At 62.3% G+C, this 16,520-nt stretch carries 13 protein-coding genes; 12 read left to right on the forward strand and 1 reads right to left on the reverse strand.

Annotation, left to right across the window (positions count from 1 at the left end; genetic code table 11):
* The first annotated feature begins 31 nt into the window (after positions 1-31).
* From F474_RS09610 to F474_RS09625, 4 genes are all read left to right on the forward strand, one after another.
* The gene (locus F474_RS09610; RefSeq protein ID WP_097085372.1) at positions 32-2,242 is read left to right on the forward strand and encodes an autotransporter outer membrane beta-barrel domain-containing protein; all 2,211 of its coding nucleotides are present in this window, start codon (positions 32-34) and stop codon (positions 2,240-2,242) included.
* 111 nt (positions 2,243-2,353) lie between these two features.
* A complete protein-coding gene (locus F474_RS09615; protein WP_116923936.1) occupies positions 2,354-3,721 on the forward strand; it encodes a hypothetical protein in 1,368 nt (455 codons plus the stop codon).
* A 189-nt stretch (positions 3,722-3,910) separates the two neighbouring features.
* Positions 3,911-4,261 (forward strand): hypothetical protein, encoded by a 351-nt coding sequence (locus tag F474_RS09620; protein ID WP_097085370.1) that lies wholly within the window; start codon positions 3,911-3,913, stop codon positions 4,259-4,261.
* A 45-nt stretch (positions 4,262-4,306) separates the two neighbouring features.
* Positions 4,307-4,603 carry a hypothetical protein gene (locus F474_RS09625; protein WP_097085369.1) on the forward strand — a complete coding sequence of 99 codons (297 nt, stop codon included), beginning with the start codon at positions 4,307-4,309 and terminating at the stop codon, positions 4,601-4,603.
* A gap of 3 nt (positions 4,604-4,606) precedes the next feature.
* On the opposite strand, the gene F474_RS09630 is transcribed toward F474_RS09625, so the two are convergent.
* Positions 4,607-5,089 (reverse strand): N-acetylmuramoyl-L-alanine amidase, encoded by a 483-nt coding sequence (locus F474_RS09630; RefSeq protein WP_097085368.1) that lies wholly within the window; start codon positions 5,087-5,089, stop codon positions 4,607-4,609.
* 144 nt (positions 5,090-5,233) lie between these two features.
* On the opposite strand from F474_RS09630, the gene dnaX reads away from it, so the two are divergent.
* The 8 genes from dnaX (at position 5,234) to cmk (ending at position 16,403) form a co-directional block, all read left to right on the forward strand.
* The gene (gene dnaX / locus F474_RS09635) at positions 5,234-7,276 is read left to right on the forward strand and encodes a DNA polymerase III subunit gamma/tau (RefSeq protein WP_097085367.1); all 2,043 of its coding nucleotides are present in this window, start codon (positions 5,234-5,236) and stop codon (positions 7,274-7,276) included.
* Between the two features lie 27 nt (positions 7,277-7,303).
* The gene (locus tag F474_RS09640) at positions 7,304-7,630 is read left to right on the forward strand and encodes a YbaB/EbfC family nucleoid-associated protein (RefSeq protein WP_097085366.1); all 327 of its coding nucleotides are present in this window, start codon (positions 7,304-7,306) and stop codon (positions 7,628-7,630) included.
* 86 nt (positions 7,631-7,716) lie between these two features.
* Entirely contained in the window at positions 7,717-8,319 is a 603-nt protein-coding gene (gene recR / locus F474_RS09645) for a recombination mediator RecR (protein ID WP_097085365.1), read from the forward strand.
* A gap of 252 nt (positions 8,320-8,571) precedes the next feature.
* Complete coding sequence (gene gyrA / locus F474_RS09650) at positions 8,572-11,220, forward strand: DNA gyrase subunit A (protein WP_097085364.1); 2,649 nt, start codon at positions 8,572-8,574, stop codon at positions 11,218-11,220.
* 81 nt (positions 11,221-11,301) lie between these two features.
* Positions 11,302-12,384 (forward strand): 3-phosphoserine/phosphohydroxythreonine transaminase, encoded by a 1,083-nt coding sequence (serC, locus tag F474_RS09655; protein ID WP_097085602.1) that lies wholly within the window; start codon positions 11,302-11,304, stop codon positions 12,382-12,384.
* On the forward strand, positions 12,384-13,478 hold the full coding sequence (pheA, locus tag F474_RS09660) for a prephenate dehydratase (protein WP_097085363.1): 1,095 nt from the start codon (positions 12,384-12,386) through the stop codon (positions 13,476-13,478). Before serC ends, pheA begins: the two co-directional genes overlap by 1 nt.
* A gap of 7 nt (positions 13,479-13,485) precedes the next feature.
* The gene (locus F474_RS09665) at positions 13,486-15,720 is read left to right on the forward strand and encodes a bifunctional prephenate dehydrogenase/3-phosphoshikimate 1-carboxyvinyltransferase (protein ID WP_097085362.1); all 2,235 of its coding nucleotides are present in this window, start codon (positions 13,486-13,488) and stop codon (positions 15,718-15,720) included.
* Positions 15,717-16,403 carry a (d)CMP kinase gene (gene cmk, locus F474_RS09670; protein WP_097085361.1) on the forward strand — a complete coding sequence of 229 codons (687 nt, stop codon included), beginning with the start codon at positions 15,717-15,719 and terminating at the stop codon, positions 16,401-16,403. The genes F474_RS09665 and cmk overlap by 4 nt, the downstream gene beginning before the upstream one ends.
* Positions 16,404-16,520 lie beyond the last annotated feature (117 nt).

Consider the following 16,520-nt stretch of genomic DNA (forward strand, 5'->3'; position numbering starts at 1 on the left):
CACAAAATGTAAATTGCAAAGAGGTATTGCGATGAGGCGGTTCAATATATTTCAGATCACGCCATTGGCATTGTTCCTGACAACGGCCAATGGTGTGGCATGGGCAGACATTCCGGTGACGACTGATACCGAATTAGACGGCACCAGCGTGTATGACCGATATGTGGTCAGCAACGGTGCAACACTCATTGGCGACGGTGCGAGCCTTGAGTCTGTGGATTTGGACATCGGCCACCTCGTTTTATCCGGTGGGTCGGTTTCCGGGGGCGCGGGTATAGATACCGCCGCTGGATCCAGCGTTTCGCTGGACGGCGTGGATGTAGACGGTACGAACACCGCCCTGAACCTGATTGGAAGTAACGCTCAGATCGCCAACAGTAACCTGATCGGCGGCGCCATTGGCGTTGCTGTAGGCAAGGGCGCCATTGTGATCGATCAATCCACAGTGCATGGCGATACGCTCTTCGGGCTGCTGCTCAATGAGGCCACTGCCGTGGTTAGGAACAGCGATATCTCAGGCCAGGAGTCGGGGATTACCGCCTTCAAAAGCGACCCCCTCATTGGGCGAAACGAGCTGTTGCTCGATAACAGCAAAGTGACCGGCATGGATGGCGCTGCCATTCGGGTAGGTTACTTGGGAGCGGGGCACGACGGGGCTGATATCGACATCGTTATCCGCAACGGGACCGAGCTTTTCGGCAAAGACGGGTTGTTGATCAAGGTCGATAATCAGGCCCGAGCGGGTGTCACTGTGCTGGGTTCGGCATTGGTGGGGGATATGGCGGTAGACAGTACCAGCACCTTGGCCCTCAACCTTGGGCAAGGCTCAAGCTTGACGGGCAATGTGTTGGCAGAGCCAGGTGCCAACGCCTCGTTATCGATGACCGACGGTGCGCAGTTCAAAGGCCGCCTGGAAAACGTCGACGACGTCAGCATTGCCAATGCAGCGGTTTGGACACTCACACAAGACACTCGCCAGGAAAACCTCACGTTGAGCGATGGGATCGTCAAGCTGGGGGAGGGTGCCGGTTACCATCAGCTCACCGTCAATCATCTCAGCGGTACGGGCCAGTTCGACTTGCGTACCGATCTAGGTACGGGGCAAACCGACTTCGTCGACGTCACGGGCAGCTCCAGCGGCAGTTATCGATTGAACGTGGCCAGTAGCGGGCAAAACGCATCGTTTGAACGGATCGACGTGGCACGCACCAGCGATGGTGGCGCACAGTTTTCTCTGCTCAACGGGCAGGTTGACCTCGGGGCGTGGTCCTACGGGCTGGCGACCGATGATGGTAAAACCTGGTACCTCAACGGCTCTCAGGCCACCATCAGCCCTGGGGCGGCCTCGGCATTGGCGCTGTACAACACTGCCAGCACTGTGTGGCACGGCGAGGTGACATCCCTGCGTGGCCGCATGGGCGAGCTGCGATACAACCCAGGCGCAGCGGGTGGCTGGGTGCGTGCTTACGGCAATAAATTCAATGTCGACACTTCTGAGGGTGTTGGTTACCGGCAGACGCAACGGGGCTTTTCGTTGGGGGCAGATACGCCATTGCCATGGGGTGACGGGCAATGGTTGGCAGGGGCGATGGTAGGCACCAGTGTCTCGAATCTGGATCTGCAGCGCGGTACCCAGGCCGAGGTCAAAAGCTATTACGTGGGCGCCTACGCCACTTGGCTGGATGCAGACAGCGGCTATTACCTTGACACCACGGCAAAACTGAACCGTTTTCGCAATAGCGCCGATGTGGCAATGAGCGATGGAACCCGGGCAAAGGGTACTTTTGACAACCTCGGCGTTGGCCTGACGGTGGAAGCCGGCCGTCATATTCGCCTGCCCGATGGCTGGTTCGTCGAGCCCTATGGGCAGTTGGCGGGGCTGGTGGTGCAAGGCCGCAGTTTTGAACTCGACAATGGCCTGCAGGCCGATGGTGAGCGGCAGCGTTCGTTGGTTGGCAAGGTGGGCGCAACGGTTGGCCGTACCTACGCGCTCGCCCAAGGGCGCAGCGTACAACCTTATGTGCGCACCGCCCTGGCTCATGAGTTTGCGCGGGGGGCCGAGGTTGACGTCAACGGCGTGTCTTTCAACAACGACCATTCCGGTTCCCGTATTGAGCTTGGCACGGGCGTAGCGGTCAGCCTTGGGGCTCGCCTGTCGCTCAATGCCGATCTGGATTATGCCCATGGTGAGCGGATCAACCAGCCGTGGGGCGTCAATGCCGCTGTGCGCTATGCCTGGTGACGGAATCTTATAAATGAGGGATCAGCGATGCAGATGGCCCGCACGACTTGGCTGCTAGAACCTCCGAGTGTCCCCGAGGCACTTGCAGACCTCCCCGGAGGTGACCCTGGGGTGTTGCCTCAGCATCTGATCGACGAGCCCCTTCGGGTGGTTGTCCCGATTTGGGAGGTGAGCAACCCGAGCCCATTCAACCCTGCCCTGGTAGAGGTTTACTGGCACGGCATTCTGGCCGATACGAAAACGTTCACTGCACCGCTGGATCCTGACAGGGATCTGGTGTTTTTGATCCCACCTGACATTCGCTTGAAACATGGCACTTTCGATGTCACCTACAGCGTGAGGATCGCGGCTGGGGACACCGTACATTCGACCTCCAGGCAGATAACGGTCGATTTGTTCCCACCGGCTTTCACCAGCGCAGGCAGGGTGCTGATATTCGATGTCGCTTCAGTGACCGACGATTATCTGCAGGCCAATGGTGATGTGCTCATGGCGCGTTTGCCCGCCTACCGCACGCCCTCCCCAGGGGACGAGGTGGTTTGGTATTGGGACAGTACTCCCTCGGCCGGGCGACAGGCCGGGCAAGCCCGGGTCGCGGACCTGGTGCCCCCGGGCAAGGTGAGCTTCAGCGGGCAGCTGCTGCGCGATGCAGGGGAAGGTACGCGTTATGCCCAGTTCGTGCTCAAAGACTATGCCGGCAATGAGGTCTGGTCTGGTGTTGCCGAGCTCGACAGCCGGCCCTTGCCTGTGCCAAGGGTACTGCCAGCGCTTTCAGTGCTCAATGCTTCAGGGGCCGGCATGAGCCAGAGCCTCACAGCCCTTAGCGCATTCAACCAAGGCGTTACGCTTAAGGTCCCTGACAATGCCGTGCTCAAACCTGGGGATCGAGGGGTGATCCGCTGGGGCGAAGCTGGGCAGCCGGGGTTCAGAGAGCAACCGTTTGGCCAGGCCGGTGAAACCTGGGTGGTTCCACCCGACTCGGTTGCTCCGTTTCTCGATAATCAGGTCGCGTTGTCCTACCGGGTAATCGACGTGCAGTTTCGGGAATATCACGCAGCCCCTGGGCAATTGAGACTGACGCAAGCCGCGAGCCTGATCAATCGCTCGGTCCAGTGCGACCTGGTGGAGGCCGGCGCCTTGTCGTTACGTGCTGCGCTGGATCGCGGAGCGGTCGTTAAGCTGGCGCCGTGGAGCCTGATGCAACCGGGGCAAACGTTGAAATTCGTCGTATCGGGTGTGAGCGCCAATTTGCAGCCGGTCAACCATACCTTCGCCGAAGGTTGGGTGGTGACGCAAGAGCAGTGCGTGTACGGCGTTGGCTTTGACGATGACCCCTGCTTGCACATACCCGCCCAAGCCTTGCAGTCGCTACGCATCAATGAGGTGTTTCAGGTAGACGCCTATCTGAGCTTCAACGGCAGTGGGCAGTGGGCGGCCACACCTACATTCAAGAAGCTGCAAGCGACATTACGGCGCTGAGCGCCAACGTGTTGACTCCGCGCGCCCTCAACTAGGGCGCGCCCTTTTTGACGCCAATTCCATGAGTATTTTTGGGTTCTGATCGCGACTTTTCTGCCGCTGATCATCCGATAGTTGATGGCTAAATGATTTGCCACTTTTCCGAGGTACAGTGGTCTGTGTGACGTGCAATAACCAGGGAGGTTAATGATGTTGTTAGGCAACTTACTGATCCGTAGCCTTCTGCTTGCCGGATTGCTGACTGCACCGCTGTGCCAGGCTGCGCAGCTGGGCGCCATCAAAGGCCTTGAAGAGGGCATTACCGCGCGCTGCCAATGGGGCAAGAGCATGGCGGGTCTTGCCCAGGAAAAGCTTCTGGCTGGTGTGTCACGCAAGGACTTCATGGTATCGCTCGACTCGTTCCACTACAGCCGGGCGTGGATGCCGCGCATGACGCAAGCCATCGCCGATAGCATCTACCGCACCGGCTCGGCGTCAAGCTCGGCGGTGGTACAGGAACAATATGTGAACGACTGCCAGCAGTACTATCTGGCCAGGTGAAGCTGGCATTTACGCCAGGACTGCTTCATATTTCACGCTTTTATCGTGAAGCCTGAAACCGTTCTGGAGTACCTGCACGTGGAACACTCGCCCAGCCCTTCGCCGGACACTGTCTATATCGTTCGCATCGATGGTACGCGCTTCGGGCCGTTCGGCACCCAGTTGGCGCCGAACAAAGCCCTGATCTGGGAAGTCACGCTCAATGCGGGTGCCGGTGATCGCCTGGAGCATCACACCGCTGAAGGGCGGGTGGAGCACTACGACATTACCAATACCCACTTTCAGCCTGAAATGGCGGGCATACAGGCGCACTACACCGTGCGCCTGCGCAAGGTGGAATGACCATCAGCGGGGCGGGTTGAGCATCAACCATGCCCCGACATCGAACGAGGGGCATGCCTTGAGCCATTCGTTGGGGGTGACGTGGTTGTCGCCGTTGCGGTCCGGCGAAAGGTCTCGGTGGCCGACGATGCGTGTGGCGGGGTAACGGCTGCGCAGCTCACCCAGCAGCCCGTGCAAGGTTTCGAACTGGGCCGCAGTGAAGTTATTTTCCGGCTTGCCCAGCATATCGACACCCCCCACCAGGCAGATACCTATCGACTCGGCATTGTGCCCGGCAACGTGCGCGCCGACGCAGGCCTCATCGCGTCCCGTTTCCAGGGTGCCGTTTCGGCGTATGACGTAGTGATAGCCGATGGTGGCCCAGCCCCTTTGCTGGTGCCACTGGGTGATCTGCAGGGCGCCGATGTCCTGGTCGCGCCGCGTGGCGGAACAGTGCACGACCAGCAGGCTGGTGCGTTTGCGTTTGGTGAGTGTGTTGTTGGTCATGGCCGGCTCCTTGCCGTTGTTTGAGTGAGCGCATCACAAGGCATCGGCCCGTCTCTGGGCAGGGGGAACTACTGCCGGCGTGGGTGCTTTTACCCCCTCGCTGCGCTAGGATGTGCGGTCTTTGTTTCCGGTGTGGCAGGTTCGATGAGTTATCAGGTTCTCGCACGCAAATGGCGCCCGCGCTCCTTCCGTGAGATGGTCGGCCAGGCGCATGTGCTCAAGGCACTGGTCAACGCGCTGGACAACCAGCGCTTGCACCACGCCTACCTGTTCACGGGCACCCGCGGCGTAGGCAAGACCACCATCGCGCGCATCATCGCCAAATGCCTGAACTGCGAAACAGGTATCACTTCGACGCCCTGCGGCCAGTGTTCGGTATGCCGCGAAATCGATGAAGGCCGTTTCGTCGACCTGATCGAGATCGACGCCGCGAGCCGCACAAAGGTCGAGGACACCCGCGAGTTGCTCGACAACGTGCAATACGCCCCCAGCCGCGGGCGCTTCAAGGTGTACCTGATCGACGAAGTGCACATGCTGTCCACGCACTCCTTCAACGCACTGCTAAAAACCCTTGAAGAGCCGCCGCCCTACGTCAAGTTCATCCTGGCAACCACAGACCCACAGAAACTGCCGGCAACGATTCTCTCGCGTTGCCTGCAATTTTCGCTGAAGAACATGCCCCCGGAGCGGGTAGTGGAGCACTTGACGCATGTGCTCACTCAAGAGCAAGTTCCCTTCGAGGCCGACGCGCTGTGGCTGCTGGGTCGCGCTGCCGAGGGCTCCATGCGCGATGCGATGAGCCTGACCGACCAAGCCATCGCCTTTGGCGAGGGCAAGGTGTTGGCTGCAGACGTGCGCGCGATGCTCGGAACGCTCGATCACGGCCAGGTATTCGATGTGCTGCAGGCCTTGCTTGAGGGGGATGCGCGGGCGCTGTTGCAGGCCATCGGCCATTTGGCTGAGCAGGGCCCCGATTGGGCGGGTGTGCTCGCCGAGATGCTCAACGTATTGCACCGCGTCGCCATCGCCCAGGCCTTGCCCGAGGCAGTGGATAACGGCCACGGCGACCGCGAAAAGGTACTGGCGCTGGCCGCCGCGCTGCCGGCCGAAGACGTGCAGTTCTATTACCAGATGGGCTTGGTAGGCCGGCGTGACCTGCCACTGGCGCCAGAGCCGCGCAGCGGTTTCGAGATGGTACTGCTGCGTATGTTGGCCTTCCGCCCGGCCGGAGCGGCCGATGCACCACCTCGGGCGCTAAAGACAGTGGGGGCCAGCCCGGCCACGGCTGAGCCCCCGGTGCTGGTGGCCCCCATGCCCGGGCCCCAGGCTGCCGAGCGGCCGCCCGAGCCTGTTGCCGAGGCATCCCCTGAACCGGTGCGTGCGCCCAAACCCGAGCGCGCAACTGCGATAGCCGAACATGACCTGCCCTGGAATGACCCGCCGGCAGCCTCGACCATCGAATTGCCCGGGCCTGGCGAATCACCCTTGCTGGACACTCAAGCCGAGCGGCCGGAGTTGCCGGCCATGCCCGCCCCAGTGCCTGCCAGTGTGGTGCCGCCCGCGCCAGATTTGCCCGCGGATGACGATGACGACGATGAACAGGGCATTGGCTACGGGCCAGCCGGTATGCCTCAAGATGACGTGCCGCCGCCCGACGACGATTACTATGACGGCGCCTTCGACGCCGAGCCCGCCAGCTATGCCTACCTGGACGAACTGGCCAGCCATGCCGCCGAGGCGCCCACTGTGGCCGAGCCGGCGCTTGAGGCCGTGGCACCTGCCACCGGGCTGGCGCTGCAATGGCTGGAGTTGTTCCCGCAGTTGCCCGTGTCAGGCCTGACCGGCAGCATCGCTGCCAACTGCAGCCTGGTCGCCATGCACGGCGACCATTGGGAGTTGCACCTGGACCCAGCCCAGGGCGCGTTATTCAATGCCACCCAGCAGCGCCGCCTGAACGAAGCGCTGAACCAGCACCTGGGGCGGGCGATCACAATCGATATCACGCTGCAACGCCCGGAGCAGGAAACTCCTGCGCAGGCCGCAGCGCGGCGGCGGCACGAGCGCCAGCACGATGCCGAGCGCTCGATCCAGCAAGACCCACTGATTCAGCAAATGATCCAGAAGTTCGGTGCCAGCGTGCGCGCCGACACCATTGAACCTGTCGACGCTGCTGCTCCGGCGCAGTGATCGGCCCAACGACCCGAGGTGATTACCATGATGAAAGGTGGCATGGCCGGCCTGATGAAGCAGGCTCAGCAAATGCAGGAAAAAATGGCCAAGATGCAGGAAGAGCTGGCTAACGCCGAGGTGACCGGCCAGTCCGGCGCAGGCCTGGTGAGTGTGGTGATGACCGGCCGTCATGACGTCAAGCGCGTCAGCCTGGACGACAGCCTGATGCAGGAAGACAAAGACGTGCTCGAAGATCTGATCGCCGCAGCGGTCAACGACGCCGTACGCAAGATCGAGCAGAGCAGCCAGGAAAAAATGGGTGGCATGACCGCCGGCATGCAATTGCCCCCGGGCTTCAAGATGCCTTTCTGAGACCGTCCTTAGCAGAAAGCTTCCTGCTGCAAGCTGGCTGGCGATAGCTTGCAGCTTGCAGTTTTCGATTTGAAAAAGGTTCATCGATGAGCTTCAGCCCACTGATTCGCCAGTTGATCGACGCCTTGCGAGTGCTGCCAGGCGTTGGCCAGAAGTCTGCCCAGCGCATGGCGCTGCAGCTGCTGGAACGTGACCGGTCCGGCGGTGCGCGCCTGGCCCAGGCTTTGGCTAGCGCCATGGATGGGGTAGGGCATTGCCAGCGTTGCCGTACGCTCACCGAGCAGGAGCTGTGCCCGCAGTGCGCCGACCCACGCCGCGACGATACGTTGCTGTGCGTGGTGCAGGGGCCCATGGATGTGTTTGCCGTAGACCAGACCGGCTACCGCGGGCGTTATTTCGTGCTCAAAGGGCACCTGTCGCCTCTCGACGGCCTGGGCCCTGAGGCCATCGGCATCCCGCAACTGATGGCGCGGGTCGAGGAGCAGGGCACCTTCGAAGAGGTGATCCTGGCCACCAACCCCACTGTCGAGGGCGAGGCTACTGCCCACTACATCGCCCAGATGTTGATGCAGAAGGGCCTGACCGTTTCGCGCATTGCTCACGGCGTACCGCTGGGGGGTGAGCTCGAGCTGGTCGATGGCGGCACGCTGGCGCATTCGTTCGCCGGCCGCAAACCCATGGCGCTCTAGTGCCCCCATCCCCCTGGCCAACCGCCAGCCAGCCGATTTTTCGCGCCCTGCAGGGCGTCTGAGCCTCCCTGAAGCCGCACAATGCACGCAGCGCTGCTTGCCATGGGCTGCCAGCGGGCGAAGGGGATAGGTCGCTGGCGGGCTTTGTGGTAAGATCCGCCGATTTACAGTAGGGCCAATTGCGTGGCCTTGCGCGCGATCTTGATCCGAAACTGCGTCGTGGTTTCACCGAAAAAAGGAATCAGGCTTCTCATGGGCGAACTGGCCAAAGAAATCCTGCCGGTCAATATCGAAGACGAGCTGCGGCAGTCCTATCTTGACTATGCGATGAGCGTGATCGTCGGGCGTGCACTGCCCGATGCGCGCGATGGCTTGAAGCCGGTACACCGTCGCGTGCTGTATGCGATGAGTGAGCTGGGCAACGACTGGAACAAGCCCTACAAGAAATCGGCCCGCGTGGTCGGTGACGTCATCGGTAAATATCACCCTCACGGTGATACTGCGGTATACGACACCATCGTGCGCATGGCCCAGCCGTTCTCGCTGCGCTACCTGTTGGTTGACGGCCAGGGTAACTTTGGTTCGGTCGACGGCGACAACGCCGCCGCCATGCGTTACACCGAAGTGCGCATGACCAAGCTGGCCCACGAGCTGCTCGCCGACCTGCACAAGGAAACGGTCGACTGGGTGCCCAACTATGACGGCACCGAGCAGATCCCTGCCGTGCTGCCGACCAAGGTCCCGAACCTGCTGGTCAACGGCTCCAGTGGTATCGCCGTGGGCATGGCTACCAACATTCCGCCGCATAACCTGGGCGAGGTCATCGACGGCTGCCTGGCGCTGATCGACAACCCAGAGGTGTCGATCGATGAGTTGATGCAGCACATCCCCGGCCCCGACTTCCCTACCGCCGGCCTGATCAACGGCCGCCAGGGCATCATCGAGGCTTACCGCACAGGCCGCGGCCGGATCTACATGCGCGCACGCTCCACGGTCGAAGACATCGACAAGGGCGGCCGCCAGCAACTGGTCATTACCGAGCTGCCGTACCAGCTCAACAAGGCCCGGCTGATCGAGAAGATCGCCGAGCTGGTCAAAGAGAAGAAGATCGAAGGCATCACCGAACTGCGCGACGAGTCCGACAAGGACGGCATGCGCGTGGTCATCGAGCTGCGCCGTGGTGAAGTGCCGGAGGTCGTGCTCAATAACCTCTATGCGCAAACCCAGCTGCAGAGCGTATTCGGCATCAATATCGTCGCACTGATCGACGGCCGCCCGCGCTTGCTGAACCTCAAGGACCTGCTCGAAGCTTTCGTGCGCCACCGCCGCGAAGTGGTTACCCGCCGTACCGTGTTCGAGCTGCGCAAGGCGCGCGAGCGTGGGCACATCCTTGAAGGCCAGGCCGTCGCACTGTCGAACATCGACCCGGTCATTGCCTTGATCAAGGCATCGCCCACGCCGTCCGAGGCCAAGGAGGCCCTGATCAGCACGCCGTGGGAATCCAGCGCCGTGGAAGTGATGGTCGAACGCGCCGGTGCCGACTCGTGCCGCCCCGAAAACCTCGACCCGCAATACGGCCTGCGTGACGGCAAGTATTACCTGTCACCAGAACAGGCCCAGGCGATCCTCGACCTGCGCCTGCACCGGCTGACGGGCCTTGAGCACGAGAAGCTGCTGGCCGAGTATCAGGAGATCCTCAATCAGATCGGCGAGCTGATCCGCATCCTCAGCAGCGAACAGCGGCTGATGGAAGTGATCCGCGAAGAGCTCGAAGCCATTCGCTCCGAGTACGGTGACGTACGGCGAACCGAAATCATCGACGCGCGCCTCGACCTGACCCTGGGCGACATGATCCCCGAGGAAGACCGGGTAGTTACCATTTCCCATGGCGGCTATGCCAAGACCCAACCCCTGGCGACCTACCAGGCCCAGCGCCGCGGAGGCAAGGGCAAGTCGGCCACCGGCGTCAAGGACGAGGACTACATCTCTCACCTGCTGGTCGCCAACAGCCACACCACGTTGCTGCTGTTCTCCAGCAAGGGCAAGGTGTACTGGCTCAAGACTTACGAGATCCCCGAGGCGTCGCGCGCTGCACGCGGCCGGCCGCTGGTGAACCTTCTGCCGCTGACCGAGGGCGAGTACATCACCACCATGCTGCCGGTGAACGACTACACCGAAGGCCATTTCATCTTCATGGCCACCGCAGGCGGTACCGTGAAGAAGACCCCGCTCGAGCAGTTCAGCCGGCAGCGCAGCGTCGGCCTGATCGCACTGGAACTCGACGAAGGCGATGTGCTGATCAGCGCGTCCATCACCGATGGCTCGCGTGAAGTGATGCTGTTCTCCGACGGCGGCAAGGTCACCCGCTTCAACGAAACTGACGTTCGCCCGATGGGCCGTACGGCGCGCGGTGTGCGGGGCATGCGCCTGGCCGAAGGGCAGAAGTTGATCTCCATGATCATCCCCGAAGAGGGCAGCCAGATCCTCACCGCCTCCGAGCGCGGCTACGGCAAGCGCACCGCCATCACCGAGTTCCCGCAGTACAACCGCGGCGGCCAGGGTGTGATCGCCATGGTCAGCAATGACCGTAACGGCCGGTTGGTGGGCGCCGTGCAGGTGCTTGAAGGTGAGGAGATCATGCTGATTTCCGACCAGGGCACGTTGGTGCGTACCCGCGTAGGCGAAGTCTCCAGCCTGGGCCGCAATACTCAGGGTGTCACCCTGATCAAGCTGGCCAGCGACGAGAAGCTGGTGGGCCTGGAGCGTGTGCAGGAGCCTTCCGAGGAAGAGCTTGCGGCTATCGAAGGGCAGGCGCTGGAGGGTGATGACGGCTTCATCGCCGAGGCGGACGTCGCCGGCGAGGAGCCGGGCCTGGGCACCGATGGCGAGCAACCGGAGTAAATCATCGGCTGGCAGCCTCGCTGACCCGAGGCTGCCAGCATTTGGCATGTGTATTCGCGTTTTTTCAGAGCGAGAGTGGATGTGAGCAACCGAGCCTTCAACTTCTGCGCAGGCCCTGCCGCGCTTCCCGAAGCCGTACTTCAGCGCGCCCAGGCAGAGATGCTCGACTGGCGCGGCATGGGCCTTTCCGTGATGGAAATGAGCCACCGCAGCGACGAATACGTGGCCATCGCCGAAAAGGCCGAGCAGGACCTGCGTGACTTGCTATCGGTGCCCTCCGGTTACAAAGTGCTGTTCCTGCAGGGTGGGGCGAGCCAGCAGTTTGCCCAGATCCCTTTGAACCTGCTGCCGGCCGGCGCAACCGCCGACTACATCGAAACCGGCATCTGGTCGAAAAAAGCCATCGAAGAGGCGCGCCGCTATGGCAGCGTCAACCTGGCGGCCAGCGGCAAGGCGAGTGAGTTCACCGCCATTCCCAAGCAGGCCGAGTGGCACCTCACCCCAGGTGCGGCTTATGTGCACTACGCCAGCAACGAAACCATTGGCGGCCTTGAATTCCAGTGGGTGCCTGAAACCGATGCACCGCTGGTAGTAGACATGTCTTCGGACATCCTTTCCCGCCCCCTGGATGTGTCGAAGTTCGGCATGATCTACGCGGGCGCGCAAAAGAATATCGGGCCCAGCGGGCTGGTGGTGGTGATCATCCGCGAAGACCTGCTGGGCAAGGCGCACCCGCTGTGCCCCACCATGCTCAACTATGCCGTCGCTGCCGAAAACGGCTCGATGTACAACACCCCTGCCAGCTATTCCTGGTACCTCTCGGGCCTGGTCTTCGAATGGCTCAAGGAGCAGGGTGGGGTGCTGGAGATGGAGCGACGTAACCGGGCCAAGAAAGATCGCCTCTACGGCTTCATCGATGCCAGCAGCTTCTATACCAACCCCATTGATGTCGCCGACCGGTCGTGGATGAACGTGCCGTTCCGCCTGGCTGACGAACGCCTCGACAAGGCCTTCCTGGCCGGTGCCGAAGCGCGCCGGCTGCTCAACCTGAAGGGCCACCGCAGCGTAGGCGGCATGCGCGCCTCGATCTACAACGCCCTGGGCATGGAGGCCATCGAAGCACTGGTCGCCTACATGGCCGAATTCGAGAAGGAGCATGGCTGATGGTTGAACAGGAGCTTCAGGCACTGAGGCTGCGAATCGACAGCCTGGACGAGAAGATCATCGAGCTGATCAGCGACCGCGCAAGGTGTGCTGAAGAGGTAGCCCGTGTAAAGACGGCCTCGCTCGCTGAAGGCGAGCAGCCGGTGTTCTATCGCCCCGAGCGCGAGGCTCAAGTGCTCAAGCGCGTGATGGAGCGCAACCGTGGCCCCCTGCCCGATGAAGAAATGGCGCGGCTGTTTCGCGAAATCATGTCGTCGTGCCTGGCCTTGGAAAACCCGCTGAAAGTTGCCTACCTGGGCCCTGAGGGGACCTTCACCCAGGCCGCTACCATGAAGCACTTCGGCCATGCAGTGATCAGCAAGCCAATGGCTGCCATCGACGAGGTGGTGCGCGAGGTGGTGGCCGGCGCGGTGAATTTTGGGGTGGTGCCGGTGGAGAACTCCACCGAAGGGGCCGTCAACCACACCCTCGACAGCTTCCTGGAGCATGACATTGTCATCTGCGGCGAGGTGGAGTTGCGCATTCACCATCACCTGTTGGTGGGCGAGAACACCAAGACCGACGCCATCACCCGCATCTATTCCCATGCCCAGAGCCTGGCCCAATGCCGCAAATGGCTGGATGCGCATTACCCCAATGTCGAGCGCGTCGCTGTGTCGAGCAACGCAGAGGCCGCACGGCGGGTCAAGGGTGAATGGAACAGTGCTGCGATCGCCGGCGACATGGCTGCCAGCCTTTACGGCCTTCAGCGCCTGGCCGAGAAGATCGAGGACCGCCCAGACAACTCCACCCGCTTCCTTATCATCGGCAGCCAGGCGGTGCCGCCAACCGGGGATGACAAGACTTCCATCATCGTATCGATGCGTAACAAGCCAGGCGCACTGCACGACCTGCTGATGCCCTTCCACCGCAATGGCGTGGACCTGACCCGCATCGAGACCCGCCCCTCCCGCAGCGGCAAATGGACCTACGTGTTCTTCATCGATTTCGTCGGCCACCTGCACGACCCGCTGATCAAAGGGGTGCTTGAGGAAATCAGCGACGATGCGGTCGCGGTGAAAGTCTTGGGGTCTTATCCCAAGGCTGTGCTCTGACGTCGCTATGAGCAGCATGCCAATGCCTGTACTGGGCCGGCTGGTTGTGGTGGGCCTGGGGCTGATAGGCGGCTCTTTTGCCAAGGGCGTGCGGCAGAGTGGCTTGTGCCGTGAAGTTGTTGGGGTCGATCTGCATGCGCCCTCGCGCGAAAAGGCCGTGGAGCTGGGTGTGGTCGACCGTTGCGAGGCTGAGCTGGCCGTAGCGTGCGAGGGTGCCGATGTCATCCAGCTGGCGGTGCCGATCATCGGTATGGAGAACGTGCTGGCGGCCCTTGCCCGGCTTGACCTGGGTGAGGCCATCATTACCGACGTCGGCAGCGCCAAGGGGAATGTTGCCCGCGCCGCCTGCGAGGTATTCGGGCGCAAGCGCCTGTCACGCTTCGTGCCGGGCCATCCTATCGCGGGGTCCGAAAAAAGCGGTGTAGAGGCGGCCAACGCCTCGCTGTTCAATCGCCACAAGGTGATCCTTACACCGCTGCCTGAAACCGACGAAAGCGCCGTCGCGGTGGTCGACCGCCTATGGCGCGCGCTGGGCGCGGACGTTGAGCACATGTCGATCGAGCGCCACGACGAAGTGCTGGCCGCCACCAGCCACTTGCCGCACCTTCTGGCCTTCAACCTGGTCGATTCGTTGGCCCGGCGCCACGAAAACCTGGAAATCTTCCGCTATGCCGCCGGGGGGTTTCGGGACTTCACGCGCATCGCAGGCAGCGACCCGCGGATGTGGCACGATATCTTCCTGGCCAACCGCGACGCGGTGCTGCGCCAGCTGGATATTTTTCGCGACGATCTCGAACACTTGCGCCAGGCCGTGGCTGAAGGTGATGGCCGCCAGCTGCTGGGTGTGTTCACCCGTGCGCAGGCCGCACGTGAACATTTCGGCAAGATCCTGGCGCGCCGTGCCTACGTGGAGCCGCCTAGCGGAACCCGTATGGTCGATTATGTGATCCGACCGAGTGGGGCATTGCACGGCGAAGTTCAGGTGCCCGGCGACAAGTCCATTTCCCATCGCGCCATCCTGCTGGGCTCGATCGCCCAGGGCTCCAGCGTAGTCGAAGGCTTGCTCGAAGGCGAAGACACCCTGGCAACCCTGCAGGCACTGCGTGACATGGGGGTTGTCATCGAAGGGCCTCAGCAAGGTCGTGTGGTGGTCCACGGGGTAGGCCTGCATGGGCTGCGTGCTGCGCCCGGCGCGTTTTACCTGGGAAGCTCAGGGACTTCGATGCGCCTGCTGGCGGGGTTGCTGGCCGGGCAGAGCTTTGCCACCGAGCTAACGGGCAACCCGGCACTGAGCCGGCGCTCGATGGCCCGCGTGGCAGCACCGCTGCAACGAATGGGGGCCGGCGTGATGCTGGCTGATCAACAGCGCCCCCCGCTGAGATTGCGCGGCGCCTGCCCGTTGCAGGGCATCGACTTCGACATGCCAGTGCCCAGTGCCCAGGTGAAGTCGGCCGTGCTCCTTGCAGGGCTTTATGCCAGCGGGCCCACCCAGGTGCGCGAAGCGGTGCCAACCCGCGACCATACCGAACGCATGCTGGGCACGTTCGGCTATCCAGTGCATCAAGCGCCCGGAGTCTGTGCAATCGAGCCTGGGCGTGAGCTGGCCGCCGCGCAAGTGAAGGTTCCCGGCGACTTGTCCTCCGCTGCCTTTCTGTTGGTGGCAGCCAGCATTACCCCCGGTTCCGAGCTGCTGCTGCCGGCAGTCGGGGTCAACCCCACTCGCACTGCTGTAATCGAAACCCTGCGACTGATGGGGGCCGACATTCAGTGCGTGAACGAGCGCTGCTTCGGCAACGAGCCGGTCGCCGACCTGCATGTGCGCGCCGCACCGCTGAAGGGGGTGGAGATCCCCGAGCATCTGGTGCCCAATGCGATCGACGAGATCCCTGCATTGTTGGTAGCCGCGGCCTGCGCTGAAGGCACTACCTACCTGCGTGGAGCTCAGGCCGTGCAGGCCCGCGATACCGACCGCCTGGGCGCGATGGCGGCGGGCTTATCCGCACTGGGCATCCAGTGCGAATCCGGGCCAGGTACGTTCATGGTCAAAGGCGGCACGATCCAGGCAGGGGAGGTCGATGCCTGCGGCGATCATCGCGTGGCCATGGCGCTCTGCATCGCGGCAGCACGTGCGAGTGGGCCTGTAAGGGTCAAGGGCTGCGAAACTGTCGAAACTTATTTTCCGAATTTCACCGGCCTGTGTGAACAGGCTGGCCTGCACGTGGCACAAGAGGGATTGCTGTGAACTTTCATGCACCGGTCATCACCATCGACGGGCCCAGTGGCTCAGGCAAGGGCACCGTGGCGGGCAAGCTGGCCGAGAAGCTCGGGTTCAGGCTGCTCGACTCCGGCGCCTTGTACCGGCTACTGGCTTTCAATGCCGGCAACCACAGCGTGGACCTGACCAACGAGGCTTCTCTTGTGCTGCTGGCTGAGCATCTGGATGTGCAGTTCATCGCTGCCAGTGCCGGCCAGCCCGAGCGCATCGTGCTCGAGGGCGAGGAGGTCGCTCGGCTGATCCGAAATGAGAAGGTCGGGGCGGGCGCCTCGATCGTCGCCGCGTTGCCAGCGGTACGTGAGGCGCTTTTGAAGCGCCAGCGCGCCTTTCAGGAAGCGCCGGGCCTGGTCGCTGACGGGCGAGACATGGGCACGGTGGTGTTCCCGGACGCCCCGTTGAAGATTTTCCTGACGGCAAGCGCTGAGGAGCGTGCCCGCCGGCGCTACTTGCAGTTGAAGGCCAAGGGCGATGATGTTAATCTCGCGAGTCTTCTCGATGAGATCCGTGCGCGCGATGAGCGTGACACCCAGCGTTCGGTCGCGCCGCTCAAGCCTGCCGCCGACGCCATACAACTCGATTCGACCGAGTTGTCCATCGAGCAGGTGCTTGAACGAATCATGAGCGAGGCCGAGCTACGCGGCCTCGCATGACGCAAGACAGCCCGCGGGGGCCAGTCGTGGCGGCTTTAGGCTGCTACCCCTCGTAGGCTTTCTTTTATCTGAACGAAACCCACGCTGGCTGGAGTGTGGCGAATGGGCAGTGACTGG

It is taken from the genome of Pseudomonas sp. URIL14HWK12:I12, from assembly GCF_003097135.1.
GTDB lineage: Bacteria > Pseudomonadota > Gammaproteobacteria > Pseudomonadales > Pseudomonadaceae > Aquipseudomonas.